Source organism: Arthrobacter sp. TMN-49, from assembly GCF_054511095.1.
Genome location: NZ_JBTNDH010000026.1, coordinates 1 through 13040, shown reverse-complemented (window position 1 = coordinate 13040; position 13040 = coordinate 1). Strand labels below are relative to the sequence as shown.

Here is a 13040-nt window from a genome sequence, read left to right as displayed (position 1 = left end):
TCTACTGCGCAGTAGGGGTACTACATGTCACAGTGGAAACGTGTACCCCCGCGTCAAGAGGAGATCTGCTGTGAGCATTCGAGACAACACCAACCGTCGACTCAAAGAAGTTCTGGACGTCATGGCCGCCGGATCGTGGCTGGATGAGAAGCCCAACGGGGGAGAGGTCCTTGCCGAGGCGGTGGCCCGCATCCCGTTCAGCAAGGAAGAAGCTGAAATCCTCAGTGGCGGCATTCCTCGCGGCCATAAAAACCTCACCAAAGCCACCGCCGATCTGGTCAAGGCCGGGTGGATCACCAAGGGCCGCAGCGGCTGGGAGATCACCGAGAACGGCCTGAAGGCCACGGTTGCTTTCCTCACTGTTGAATCGCTTGTCGACGCACTGTCCAACGGTGCCCAGGCTCCGGCCGCTACCGCCTTGCCGGGGCAACCCGCCGCGAAGCAAACAGCCAAGACCACCGAGAAGAAGGCCCCGGCCAAGAAGGCCCCCGCCAAGAAGCCGGCCGCGAAGAAGCCGTCCACCAAGGCGGCCCGGGCAAAAGCCGCCGGCAACCAGGGGAGCCAGGAGTCCGGCGTCGAGCATAAGAATCAGCCCACCTCGGTGGCGCTGGCAGGCGACTTCGGCACCACTTTGGGTGCGCCGGAAAACTGGGACCCCAACCACAACAACGTGCAGATGAGCTGGGATGCCAGCCAGGGCACGTGGCAGCTCACGGCAGAGTTGCCGGCCGGCCGGTACAGCTACAAGGCCGTGGTGAATGGCTCGTGGACTGAAAACTATGGTGCGTTCGGCATCAACGACGGTGCCAACCACGAGTTCGCCCACGCGGGTGGCACCGTGACGTTCCACTACGACCACACCACCAAAGACGTGCTGCGTAGCGACAGCTGAGCACGCAACAATGGCGAGAAGCAGGCGGTTGAGCGGCGCCGGTTTCGGCAGGCTCAACCGCCCAGCTAGCCTTGATGCATGACAATGGACGCGAGTGATTCCCCCCTGGGCCCTGCCTCGGCAACAACCTGGCAGGCAACAGGGAACAACCTGGTTGTAAAAGGGGACAATCTCAGCGTTCTGGCGACGTTGCCGGATGAGAGTTTCCGGCTCATCTACATTGATCCGCCGTTCAATACCGGCAGGATCCAGACCCGCCAGACCATGAAAAACGTGCGCAGTGCAACGGGGACCCGACTGGGTTTCCAAGGCCGCAGCTACGACACCATCAAGGGCCTAGCGTTCAGCTACAACGATTCGTTCGGTGACTACTGGGAGTTCTTGGAGCCCCGGCTGGAGGAAGCCTGGCGCCTCCTGGCCGACGACGGCACCCTGTACCTGCACCTGGACTACCGCGAGGTCCACTACGCCAAGGTCCTGCTGGATGCCCTGTTTGGCCGCGAATGCTTCCTCAACGAGATCATCTGGGCCTACGACTACGGCGCCCGCGCGAAAAAGAAGTGGCCCGCCAAGCACGACAACATCCTTGTCTACGTCAAAAACCCCAAGACGTACTATTTCAACAGCGCCGAGGTGGACCGCGAGCCGTACATGGCGCCCGGCTTGGTCACCCCCGAAAAGGTGGCGCTGGGCAAACTGCCCACTGACACGTGGTGGCACACCATCGTCTCACCCAACGGCCGCGAAAAGACCGGCTACCCCACGCAAAAGCCACTCGGCATCCTGCGCCGCATCATCGCCGCCAGCACCGAGAAGGACGACTGGGTCCTTGATTTCTTCGGCGGCAGCGGCACCACCGGCGCTGCGGCGCTGGAACTGGGGCGCAAGTTTGTGTTGGTGGACCAGAACCATGAGGCCATTGAGGTCATGCGCCGGCGCTTGGATCCCGAGGCCGGGTCGCTCCTGGCCGCACCTGTGTCCTTCCTTGATCTCTCCGAGTACGACGCCGATCAGTAGTCACGCTGGCCGCTTTCGGATCGGCCACCGGGATCAGCCGAACGGAATCAGCCACTCCACCGTGAGGTAGATGCAGGCGGCAATAGTTAGCAGGCCGGTGACGATGGTGGCGATCCAGTAGCTACGGCGTCGCGCCTTCACCGCCAGGCCCAGCAAGAGCGGGAACGACAGCATGCTCAGGGTGGCGAGGAATCCCAGAATGCCCAGCGCCACACTGGCCGCGGTGGCTGTGGTGTCCAAGGTGCCCGTCATGACCACATAGGACAGCAACGCCAACAACACCATCGGGTAGGCCAGGAGCACCCAACCCACTGCCGTGATGCCAACGGCCCACCAGAGGGAGCGTTGCGGCGGGGCTTCCGGGGCAGGCGCTTGGGAACGCGACACGTTTAGACGTTGGGACGGGATCTCGCTGTGGGGACGGGGCATGCCTTCCTTTCTAGCACGCCGCACTGAGGGGAGCCTGTCAGAAGGCCGCGGGAGCGGCATGCCACGCCGGCACAAATCACTTTGTCAGACCCTGCTCCTATATTCAGAAGTGGGCCGGGTTTACATCGAATCGGGCCCTAGACAGGGGCAATGGTTGTCACCTGGCGTTACTGGAAATCAGGAGACCTCTTTTGGGGAATGAAAATGTGAATCAGCCGCAAGGGTCCGTTTACGCGCCGCCGTCGAGCATGCCGCCGGTGGGTCCCGGGTTCCCGCCGCCCGTGCCGCCGGCTCCGACCGCGCCAGCCGCGAACAAGAACGCCGGCAAGGGTCTGGCCATCACGGCCCTCTGCCTGGCGCTGGTGTCGCTCGTGCTGTGTTGGGTGCCGATTGTGAACAATCTGGTGTTCTTCTTGGGCCTCTTGGCGCTTGGTTTTGCCATCCCTGCCCTGGTCATCTCGGTGAAGAAGCGATCCACAGTACGGGGCATGTCGATTGCCGCCACGGTCATTGCAGTGGTCTCCCTGGTTGGCGTATTCGCCACGCAGGCCCTGTACTCGTCCATGATCGAGGGCATTGGCAAGTCGATTGAGGAAGGCTCCGACGGTGTTGTTGACGTGGCGCCGAAGGACCAGAAGAAGGCCGACGCCGGGGCCCTCGCCTTGGGCGCGACAGGCAAGGTGGGGGCCGACTATGAAGTGACTGTCAAAGGCGTCAACCTCAACGCGGGAGCTGTCATTGCCGCCGTCGGTGAGTACAACGAGCCCGCCAAGGACCAGTACGTGCTGGTGGACATTGCCGTGAAGTACATTGGTGCCGAAGAGGGCGATCCGTGGATCGATCTGGGTCTGAAACTAGTTGGCTCCGACGCACGCCAGTACTCTGCCGCCACGTGCGGCGCCATGGTGGAGAAGCCGGGGACCTCAGTGCCCACGCTGGAAAACGGCGGCACGGGGGAGTACCAGGTGTGCATGGATGTGCCTGCTTCAGCCCTTGCTTCAGCCAAGGTCTTCGTTGAGCCCACGTTCTCGATGAACGACAACGAACGAGTGTACTGGACCACGAAGTAGCTCTTACGATCCATGGCAGGGGTGGCGGGCTGGAATCTGGAGCCGGCCACCCCGAACCGCAGACCGATGGTGAGGCGCGCTCAGCTCAGGTTGCTGAGCCAGCGGAAGGCGACGTACAGGATGACGGCCACGGTGGGAAGGCCAGTTACAGCGGCAGCACGCCACATGGCCCGTTCACGATGAATGACGGCTTGGCCTAGCAAATGCGGCGCTGCAATCATGCAAAACAGCAGGATGGCGCCCAAGAACATGAGGGCAATCTTTCCGGCCGTGGCCATGCCGCCGTCGGGGTTGGTGACGGCCGAAAAAATCAGCAGCGACATCAAGATTATGGGCAGAATGACAACAACCCAGCCAACGAGCGACACCAGGGTGCCAACCAGCTGCGAACGCGGTGGCAGCAATTCTTCGCCATGGGCACGGGGGCGGCCGGATGCATCAGTCATGCTCTATTTCTACCAGCAATGTCCCAGGAGCCTGAGTTCGTTGCGCGGACCCGATGATTTCCACGGCGAGCGGGAGGTGCCTTGCGTGCCGTAGCCAGCTGCCGCCGTCGTCCATTATTTGGCGAGATTAGCTAGCCGGAAGACTCAGCTGGGTGTAATATCCGTCACGGCATATAGTGGTTTGGGTGACATTGCCGGATGTCTCGAGCAGACTTGATAGAGGGCCACCGTGCACGATCGTATCGGCCACTGCGGGTTGCTGGAGAAGAGAATGTCTGCCGAGGCGGCAGCAGTGCTGATCAACCCTGGCATGACAGTGGCTATGAGCGGTTTTACCGGCGCCTCCAGGGCCCCCGAGCTCGACGGCGTTCTGGCCAAGGCTGGTGGCATTGAACTGCGCCTGCAGTACATGTCTGACCCGGCGCTGCGCAAGCGGATCAACGACGGCGAACTCGACTACATGGACATCTACCTCAGCCACGTTGCCCAGCACACCTGGTTTGGCTTCTGCGGCGCCATCAACATTGCCATCATCGAAGGGGTCGGGATCCTTGAGGTCAACAGCCAGCAGTCGGCCGCCATGGAAGGCATGCACGACATCTACTTCGGCACCGCGCAGCCGCCGCACCGCAAGCCCATTCAACTGACCGATCCCGAAGACAGGATTGGTGTCCCTTACCTGCACGTTGACGCTGACAAGATCATCGCAATTGTTGAGACGGACGCCCCTGACCGCCTCTCCGCCTTCGCCGCGCCGGATGAGGCCTCCAACCAGATCGCCACGCACCTTTTGGACTTCCTCGACACCGAAATTGCCAAGGGGCACATGACCAACAAGCTGCTGCCGCTGCAGTCCGGCGTCGGTAGCATCGCCAATGCCGTGTTGGCCGGGCTGTCCCGTGGTGGCTACCGCGGATTGAAGGCCTACACCGAGGTGATCCAGGACGGCATGCTGGAGCTGTTCAAGGACGGCACGCTGGCCTTCGCCTTGGCCACCTCCTTCTCGCTGTCCGAAGCAGGCATTGAGGAGTTCAACCGCAACGTTGACTTCTACTGTGAACGCATCGTTTTCCGTACTCAGGAGATCTCCAACCACCCCGAGCTGATCCGTCGACTCGGCTGCATCGCCCTGAACGGCATGATTGAGGCCGACATTTACGGCAACGTGAACTCGACCCACGTGGACCACACCGAGCACGACACCATGATCCTCATTACCGAGCAGGGCCTGGCCGACTTGCGCGGTCTGGCACCGAAGCAGCGTGCCTGGGTCATTGTTGAAAAGTGCGCACACCCTGACTACAAGCCCATGCTTGAGGACTACTTCGAGCGCGCCTCCCGTGACTCCTACGGCAAGCACACACCGCACCTGATGGGTGAGGCGCTGTCCTGGCACCAGCGCTACATCGACACCGGAGACATGCGCCCGTAGTTGAGCATCCTGAACTTGTCTCGGCCCTTCCGGGCCGTTCCGGGCCGTTCCGGGCCGTGGGATAGGGGCATTTCTGCATGCCCTGGCGGCGGTCCTTTCACGGAGGCTCGCACGGTCCCGTCACCCGGCAGAGATCGTTTCGCGGACACGAGGGACAGCCCCAGTATCTGCGCCGCTTCAGCCGTGGCCGGGCGTACAGCTAGGCTGAATGCGTTGCCACTGCCGCCGCCAGTTCCTCCGCCATCATGTCCATGTTGATGGCCACAGCGGCATTGGCTCCGCCCTGGGCTGCAGCCAGAACGGTGGCTTTCACATCCGTGACATTGCCAGCAGCCCACACACCCGGAGTAGTTGTGAGCCCGCTTTCATCGGACACTATGGCCTCGCCGAAGGGGCCGGCGGTGGGCGCCAGTCCAAGCCCGGTGAGGAACCCTGCCCGCGCCACCATTCGTGATTGCACTGTCAGCGCCTGGATGGGATGGTTGTTGCCGTCCGCCAATTCAACGTGGCTGACCGCGTCATCCGCGCTGTGAATCCGTGCCACCGCGCCGGTGACCACCGGAATCCCGCGGGCAGCCAGTTGGACAAGCTCGGCTTCGCTTGGCTGAGGTGCATTGTTCAAAAACAGCGTGACGGTGGCTGACCACTGGCGGAACAACAGCGCCTGGTGGGCAGCAAACGAACCACTTCCGATGACTCCAATGGCCTGATCCTGGATTTCCCAACCGTGGCAGTAGGGGCAGTGTGCCAGGTCCTTGCCCCACCGTTCGCTCAGCCCGGCAATGTCCGGAAGTTCATCTACTAGTCCCGTCGTGACCAGGAGCCGCTTGGTTTCGAGCGTGGCGCCGCTCTCCAGGGAAACAATGAAGCCGTCGTCCGTGCGTTCGGCACTCACAACGGTGCCGTCTTCAACGTGCACATCGTAGGGTGCCAAGTCGGCGCGTCCCAGACGGGTCAGCTCGTGGGGAGCTAAGCCGTCGCGCGTGAGAAAACCGTGAGCAGCTGCCGCGGGAGCGTTGCGGGGCTGGCCGGAGTCGATCACTGTCACCGAGCGGCGTGATCGGCCCAGCAGGAGTGCCGCGCTGAGTCCGGCTGCGCCGCCGCCAATGATAATTACGTCTTGCATGATGTCCACCTTTTGCTGGATTGTTTGTCCTTCAAGCGTGCGCCGAGGCAGTCGAGGGTGGCAATTATTGTTGCCGAAGTGGCAAACTCAGACCATGAGTGAAGAGACTGAGGAAGTACTGTCCGGCGTTGGGCGACGACTCAAAGCCCTGCGATTGCAGAGGAACCGGACCCTGGCGGACCTTGCCCATGCCACCGGGATATCGGTCAGCACGTTGTCGCGGTTGGAAGCGGGGTTGCGGCGGCCGAACCTGGAACTGTTGTTGCCGTTGGCTCGCGCCTACGCGGTGCCGCTGGATGAGTTGGTGGGTGCGCCGGCCACGGGGGATCCGCGAGTTCATTTGCGGCCCATGAAACGCAACGGGCAGACAATTGTTCCGCTGAGTAGGGGTGCTGGCGGGCTCCAGGCGTTCAAGCACTTGCTGCCCAGCGGGACGTCACTGCCGCAACCGGAGCCCAAAGTTCATGAGGGGTACGAGTGGATGTACGTTATCCGCGGACAGTTGCGGGTGGTGCTGGGGGATCGGGACTTCGTGCTGAAAGGCGGCGAGGCTGCGGAGTTCGATACCCGCACGCCGCACTGGTTTGGCCGCGCATCCACGGACAGCGTGGAATTCCTGACGCTCTTCGGGCCGCAGGGTGAACGCATGCACGTCAAGGCTGCGCCGGCGAAGTAGCCCCAACCAACGCCGACGCAGCAATGGTGCGCATTTTCTGAACGCCTTCGCAGTTCAGGTGGGCCGGACCGGCGTCGTGCTTGGTATATTGAGCAAAAATCCACATCTAGGGGCTGACATGGCGACAATCGTTTTGGTGCACGGGCTTTGGTCTGACGGCACCAGCTGGGCCCGGGTCATCACGGAGTTGCGGGCCATGGGCCACAGCGCGGTGGGTGCCCAGCTGAATTTAGAGTCTTTCGATGACGACGTTGCATCAGTTCGTCGAACCCTGGCCACAGTATCCGGGCCTGTCCTGTTGGTGGGGTGGTCCTACGGTGGCGCCGTAATAGGTGAGGCTGCCCGTGGAATTGATGCCGTAAATGCACTGGCCCATGTTGCGGCCTTTGCGCCGGCTGAAGGCGAGTCTGTCAGTGACTTGTCCCGGAAGTACCCCGGCAGCCTGATCCCCAAGCATGTGGAGGTGGCGGGCGGTTACACCTATATAGCCAGGGATCACTTTGCGGCGGTGATGGGTACTGACATTCCGGCTGAGGCTGTGGCTATTGCCGCCGCCACGCAGCGGATGGTGCGGATAGGCGTGGACCGCACAAGAGTAGGGCCGCCGGCATGGTTGGATCTTCCCTCTCACTACCTCGTGGCCACGGAGGATCATGCGGTGCCGCCCGTCTTGCAGCGCGAAATGGCTGCACGCATGGGTGCGACTATCTCAGAGATTTCTTCCGGGCACGCCCCGTTGCTTTCTCACCCCCGCGCCGTTGCGGAGTTCCTGGACAGCGCCTGCGTAGCGATGCGCCTGCACGAGTGACAGTCCCGAATCGCAAGCCAGGCAGCGAAACTTAGGGTTACAGGCCAGCGGCGCGATGTTATCCTCAGGCAAAGGATTTGCATGGCTCGTCACTGGGAAAGAGTGAAACGATGGTTAAGTGCAGAATCCCGGCCGTTTGATCTGTCCTCTACGGGGACTACAGGGACGGTTCCGGGATGTTCTCCTCAAGAATAACCGAGGCCACTTCTGATGGACAACTCAAAAATCTGGGACTTTGCTGAACGGAACTTCAGCCAGGCTCGCCGCCCGAGCCTAGCGGCTCACCGCCGACGTTCATTCCGCTAGGTTGGATAGTGCAGCGCGAGATCCTCCCGTATATCGTTTTCGGTAAATTTGATAGAATGGCACTACGTAAAATCCCACTGGAGGCCTCATCATGCTGACGCAAAAGCTATCCGATGCCCAGGTTATTGAACGGCAGGCTGCGCTGGTCGATATTCGCCATTCAACGGAGATGGAAGGCGGACGTTCTTCTGATCAGGCCCGCGCGTTACAGGACCGCTGGGCACTGGGGGAGATTTCCGAAGAGGAAATGTTGCAGGAGATCAAGAACCTCTATCAGCTGTGAGCAGCCCACACCCTTGGGAGACGGGGGACGAGCGAGAACGCTGGAACGGTTACCTGGATCCGGACACGGGAATTCTCCGTAACCTGGTCAACGCCCGCACTGGGGAACAGCTCAGAGTCAGGGAAGATGACTTCGTGGAATTCAGGACCATGCAGCTGCGCCAGCGACCCATCACTGGGAACTTCGATCTGACTCATGTTCAGGCTATTCATCAGCAGCTGTTTCAGGATGTCTATCCGTGGGCAGGCAACATTCGCACCGTGAACATCGTCAAAGGCCAGCCGTTCGCCCAGCGGGAAAACATTCAGCCATTCACCCAACATCTGGCTGCTGAAATCAGCGCATCCAACCGTCTGCGTGGTGTTTCTAGTGAGCAATTCGCCCACCAGCTCGCCGGCTTCTACAACCAGCTCAACGATATTCACCCCTTCCGGGAAGGAAACGGGCGAACTCAGCGAACCTTTTGGGACCAGTTGGCAGCCGACGCAGGAAAAAGCATCGGCTGGCGTGAGGTCCACGGCCAGGAAAATGACTTGGCCTCCATGGAAGGGCGAACTGGGAACCTAGCTCCGTTGCACTCGATGTTTCAACAGATCGTCACCGACAAATAAAACCCGAAGCGAGCAGTCGGCCCTGGACGACGGCTGAACGAGAAACGCATATCCCTTTCCAGGAAAAGAGCCGGCATGCTCTCCGACACCGGACCGCTCTCGGTTCGGGATCAGAAAACTCTCCGGGAGAAGTCGGTCAAACCGGCACTCACCCGCAGGCAGCTTCGGGAGCGACTGGCCGAGAGGGCAAAAGGGACCCGCAGCCTGATTCTATGGGCAATTCCGCCGCCGTGACTGGACAGATAATGCCGCTTTGAAAATTTGAAGCGGCATTATCTGTCCAGTCACGCGCCCCAATGGCCGGTTTGGCTACTTCCCGAGGCCCGCGCGGCGCAGGGCCTCGGCCATCGCGGTGTTTGCCGATGGTTGAGGTGCTGCGGGGCGTCCTGTATGGTCGCCACCTTGTCCCTGGGCGCCCTGACCCTGCGCGCCGGGCTGGCCACCGGGCTGCGCGCCGCGCCGGCGGGGACGAGCCCAGCAATACCAATGCAAGCAGCTTCGGCGAGGCCCACCTTTCAGTCGAAGGGCGGGCCTCATTGCGACGGAGGGTCGTCATTTGGAAGTTGGTCCCCGCAACCACACGTAGTGGACGGCTCGAATGCCGCCCGCGGTGAGTCACGGCGTCGTGCCTAGAAACCGTGCCTAGACGACGCCCTCCGCAACCGGCAGTCGGCCGACATCTTCCGGCGATACCCGGCGCAGCAGGGCCCACCCCAGCAGCCCCATCGTCAGCGTCGAAGTGACCAGTCGCGCAGGTTGCTCACCACTGCGCCAACCATGTCAGCGGCCGTCCGTGGTGCTGCGCTCGCGGACAGCTCTGCGCGACCGCCACAGATAAACGCCCGCGGCAAGCAGCAGCACCGCCAGCGCAACCACTCCGAAGGCAACGTTGGACATATTGTCCGACATCCCCACAATCCACGATTCCGCCTGGTACTGGGCGTCGATGGTCAGCACGCCGCCCAGGGACGATGTGCCCTGCGTGGCCAGCAGCAACACGCCGATGCCGATGGACAGCACCCCGGAGACAACCATCCACACGGAGTTCTGCCACGGCCCAAGCCGGAAGCGGCGTGGTTTCAGCCAGCCGCGTTCGCCGAGCCGGAACCGGGTCCACAGCAATGACAAGATCCCCAACGGCAGCGCCATGCCGAGCGCAAAAATGGCCAGCATGATCCCGCCGTACACAGGATTCCCGCCCGCCGCGGCCACCGCCAACACCGAGCCAAGGATGGGGCCGGCACACACGCCGGCAACGCCGTACACCGAGCCCAGAACAAAAACTGACACGGCCGACGTGCCATCAGCACCGGCGCGGCGGCTCAGGCCGGGAAATTCCACCCCCACAATCTGCAACATTCCAATGACAATGACGACGGCGGCCGCCACAGTAATCAACACCGTCCGGTTTTGTAGCACCAGGGACCCGATCAGACCGGCCAACAGGCCCAGCGGGACCAGGGTTGTCAGCAGGCCGGCGTAGAACAGTGCCGTGCGGCCCAACAGTTTGGTGGGGCTGGCGAATGCGTACGCAAAGAAGGCTGGCAGCAACATGACCGAGCAGGGGCTCAGCAGGGTCAGAATGCCGCCGAGAAACGCACCCGTATAGCCGATGTCCATGGGCTACTTCGCCTTTGCTAGGGCTTCGTCGATGACCTGGACGAAGACGTCCAGAGGCTGCGCCCCGGGAATGGATTGGTTGTTGATGACAAAGGTGGGGGTACTGTTCAAGCCCAGCTGGGTCCCTTCGGCAAGATCGGCATTGACCAGGGCCCGCAAGTCGGGGCTCTTCAGGTCCGCAGCGAACTTGGCCATGTCCGGCACGCCCGCCTTCTCCGCCAGTTTCAGCAGTTCCGGCTCCGACAACTCCCCCTTGCCCTTTTCCGGCGCTGCCGCGTAGACGGCCTCATTGAATTTCCAGAACAGGCCCTGCACCCCTGCCGCCCGGGCGGCCACGGCGGCGTTCACCGACGATTCCCCAAAGACCGGCAGATCACGCCACTCAATGCGCAACTGACCGGTATCAACGTACTTCTTGACAATTTCGGGCTGAGTCTTGCGGGCATAGACACCGCAGAACGGGCACCTGTAGTCCGAGTACTCGATCATGACCACCGGGGCATCCACTGCGCCCAGCGCCAAAGGATCCCCGGCCACGCGGCGTTCCAGTTTCAGCTCCGGCGCCGCATCGCCGGCCGAGGACGCCTCCGGCCTGACGGGCTGAACAGCTGACTTCATGCGGTTCTCACCGGCTGTGGCGCCGACAAAAATAATTGTCAGGACTAGGGCAACACCCAACACCAGTGACAGTACGATGTTTCGGGTCTTCTTCGTTTTCATAGGCAAACTCTCAGGATTGTGCAGGCGCAGCACTCCGGCGGCCGCAGACTAACGCGGTCGGGCGGCAGCGCACCATGTGTATATATAAGGACACGTTCGACGTCGGAGCTCCACCCACGCTTTTCACGCGGGGTGGGGTGCCGACGCACCTTGGTCTACGTCCTTACAATCCCGAGGTCCAGATGTGTCAGTGATGCCGGAATTCTGCCCAGCAAGTGAACCGCACCAGGGTTCGTCCACGCCAGGTCCGCAAGTCCGGCATTGGCGTTCTTCGGTGAATGCTGCAGATGGGCCGGCGTCGGGGCAACAGCATCGCGCTCCAGCCGGACATCGTCCCGTCCGGGCACGCACGCGGTGGAAACCGGCGAAATGACGGTATCAACCGCGGCAGTATCAGCAGCGGCGGAAAACTGAGAAGTGGAAACGTGGGCAGTGACGGCCAGCGTGTTGGGGGAGGCCTGCGCGCCTGTGCAGCCAAAAGCCACAATCGCCAATCCTACAAACGCCAGAAGGACGGCGTGGGCGGCAAGGCGGACCATGAGAGTGGTGCTTCGCATCCGCTGCCCTTTCGTCTCTGGTGCCGTCAGGGCCGTCTCCCTGCACATTCGCCCCACTATACGTCAGCTACTTGCGGACTCAATCAGAAGCAGGATGCGCGTGGAGACAGTGTCGCCCGCTAAGCCTTTCGCCCGTTCGGGGAATTCGCCCGTTCGGGGAAGCTGGCCAACGGGGGAGGACTGTGGGGAGCGGCTCCGGGACGGAAGGGGGCCGGCGTCGTACACCTAGCGCGTGAGGCAAATTCGAGGTGACTCACCGGTGAACAACAGGGCAACGTTGAGTGTCATGTCACGAACATTTCTTTCGTGATCCGCGCCAATTCAACGTTTCTTGACGCATCTGTCGCCATTCTCAGAATTAAAGTGACTCACCTCTCTGTTCTTTGTGGCTTTCGGTCAATATGCATGTATACTTGGACGTAGTTGTAGTGTTGCGTTTTTTGTAGTTGAAGCGACGCCACCCTTTTGGGGGACGTCGCTTTTCTGGAGAAGCGGACTTACACCGTATAAACGGAGGCCCGAAGGTCGGGCGGAATCTCCAACTTCAGAAGGAAATTGAAACAATGGCAACAGGTACCGTTAAGTGGTTCAACGCTGAAAAGGGCTTCGGCTTCATCTCTCCCGATGACCAGAGCCAGGATGTGTTCGCACACTACTCCGCAATCAACTCCTCGGGCTACCGCTCCCTCGAAGAGAACCAGAAGGTTTCCTTCGATGTTGAGCAGGGTCCCAAGGGTCCTCAGGCAGTCAACATCCAGGCTATCTAATTCTAAAGACAACGTGCGGGTAACCGTGCAATCTTTAGTCCTTAGGGCTTGAGCAAGTAGGGTTCGGGATTCTGTCCCGGGCCCTATTTGTGTTTAACGTGCATTTTGATGCCCGAGCGCGGGGTAGCGGGGTTAGCGCCGGTACAGCGGCCAAAAGTGCGAGCCACGGACCTGCCCGCACCGGTGTTCCGGGCGCTACTGGGGCGTTTTCGTGGCGTTCCTGGCACCGGGAGGCCGTTGTGGACATTCGATGATGGCCGACCATCATCGAATGTCCACA

15 protein-coding genes are annotated in these 13040 nt (G+C 61.4%); 9 read left to right on the top strand and 6 right to left on the bottom strand.

The genetic code is table 11. The annotated features are described in order from the left end of the window. Window positions 1-70 precede the first annotated feature (70 nt). Together ACX80E_RS12580 and ACX80E_RS12575 are read left to right on the top strand one after the other, a co-directional pair. Window positions 71-892: a pullulanase X25 domain-containing protein gene (locus tag ACX80E_RS12580; protein ID WP_459302324.1), complete on the top strand. Its 822-nt coding sequence runs from the start codon at window positions 71-73 to the stop codon at window positions 890-892. A gap of 78 nt (window positions 893-970) precedes the next feature. Beyond that, window positions 971-1909, top strand: a complete 939-nt coding sequence (locus ACX80E_RS12575; protein WP_459302323.1) for a DNA-methyltransferase — start codon at window positions 971-973, stop codon at window positions 1907-1909. 33 nt (window positions 1910-1942) lie between these two features. Here the strand turns inward: ACX80E_RS12575 and ACX80E_RS12570 are convergent, their stop codons facing one another. Then, entirely contained in the window at window positions 1943-2296 is a 354-nt protein-coding gene (locus tag ACX80E_RS12570) for a hypothetical protein (RefSeq protein ID WP_459302322.1), read from the bottom strand. Between the two features lie 248 nt (window positions 2297-2544). On the opposite strand from ACX80E_RS12570, the gene ACX80E_RS12565 reads away from it, so the two are divergent. Continuing rightward, complete coding sequence (locus ACX80E_RS12565) at window positions 2545-3408, top strand: hypothetical protein (protein ID WP_459302320.1); 864 nt, start codon at window positions 2545-2547, stop codon at window positions 3406-3408. 80 nt (window positions 3409-3488) lie between these two features. Here ACX80E_RS12565 and ACX80E_RS12560 read toward each other — a convergent pair whose 3' ends face one another. Then, window positions 3489-3854 carry a hypothetical protein gene (locus tag ACX80E_RS12560; RefSeq protein ID WP_459302319.1) on the bottom strand — a complete coding sequence of 122 codons (366 nt, stop codon included), beginning with the start codon at window positions 3852-3854 and terminating at the stop codon, window positions 3489-3491. A 229-nt stretch (window positions 3855-4083) separates the two neighbouring features. Here ACX80E_RS12560 and ACX80E_RS12555 point away from each other — a divergent pair, with 229 nt between their 5' ends. Further along, window positions 4084-5286: an acetyl-CoA hydrolase/transferase C-terminal domain-containing protein gene (locus ACX80E_RS12555; RefSeq protein ID WP_459302318.1), complete on the top strand. Its 1203-nt coding sequence runs from the start codon at window positions 4084-4086 to the stop codon at window positions 5284-5286. 199 nt (window positions 5287-5485) lie between these two features. On the opposite strand, the gene ACX80E_RS12550 is transcribed toward ACX80E_RS12555, so the two are convergent. Then, a complete protein-coding gene (locus tag ACX80E_RS12550) occupies window positions 5486-6412 on the bottom strand; it encodes an NAD(P)/FAD-dependent oxidoreductase (protein ID WP_459302317.1) in 927 nt (308 codons plus the stop codon). Window positions 6413-6506: 94 nt separating this feature from the next. Between ACX80E_RS12550 and ACX80E_RS12545 the strand changes: the two genes are divergently transcribed. From ACX80E_RS12545 to ACX80E_RS12530, 4 genes are all read left to right on the top strand, one after another. Further along, window positions 6507-7088, top strand: a complete 582-nt coding sequence (locus tag ACX80E_RS12545; RefSeq protein ID WP_459302316.1) for a helix-turn-helix domain-containing protein — start codon at window positions 6507-6509, stop codon at window positions 7086-7088. Window positions 7089-7206: 118 nt separating this feature from the next. Further along, window positions 7207-7896: an alpha/beta fold hydrolase gene (locus tag ACX80E_RS12540; RefSeq protein ID WP_459302315.1), complete on the top strand. Its 690-nt coding sequence runs from the start codon at window positions 7207-7209 to the stop codon at window positions 7894-7896. 397 nt (window positions 7897-8293) lie between these two features. Continuing rightward, entirely contained in the window at window positions 8294-8485 is a 192-nt protein-coding gene (locus tag ACX80E_RS12535; protein WP_459302314.1) for an antitoxin VbhA family protein, read from the top strand. Next, on the top strand, window positions 8482-9096 hold the full coding sequence (locus ACX80E_RS12530; RefSeq protein ID WP_459302313.1) for a Fic/DOC family protein: 615 nt from the start codon (window positions 8482-8484) through the stop codon (window positions 9094-9096). Before ACX80E_RS12535 ends, ACX80E_RS12530 begins: the two co-directional genes overlap by 4 nt. A gap of 780 nt (window positions 9097-9876) precedes the next feature. Here the strand turns inward: ACX80E_RS12530 and ACX80E_RS12525 are convergent. From ACX80E_RS12525 to ACX80E_RS12515, 3 genes are all read right to left on the bottom strand, one after another. Then, window positions 9877-10716 (bottom strand): cytochrome c biogenesis CcdA family protein, encoded by an 840-nt coding sequence (locus ACX80E_RS12525; RefSeq protein ID WP_459302312.1) that lies wholly within the window; start codon window positions 10714-10716, stop codon window positions 9877-9879. A gap of 3 nt (window positions 10717-10719) precedes the next feature. Then, entirely contained in the window at window positions 10720-11436 is a 717-nt protein-coding gene (locus tag ACX80E_RS12520; protein WP_459302311.1) for a DsbA family protein, read from the bottom strand. A 155-nt stretch (window positions 11437-11591) separates the two neighbouring features. After that, window positions 11592-11993, bottom strand: a complete 402-nt coding sequence (locus tag ACX80E_RS12515; protein WP_459302310.1) for a hypothetical protein — start codon at window positions 11991-11993, stop codon at window positions 11592-11594. Between the two features lie 563 nt (window positions 11994-12556). Between ACX80E_RS12515 and ACX80E_RS12510 the strand changes: the two genes are divergently transcribed. Continuing rightward, the gene (locus ACX80E_RS12510; RefSeq protein ID WP_038467205.1) at window positions 12557-12760 is read left to right on the top strand and encodes a cold-shock protein; all 204 of its coding nucleotides are present in this window, start codon (window positions 12557-12559) and stop codon (window positions 12758-12760) included. Window positions 12761-13040 lie beyond the last annotated feature (280 nt).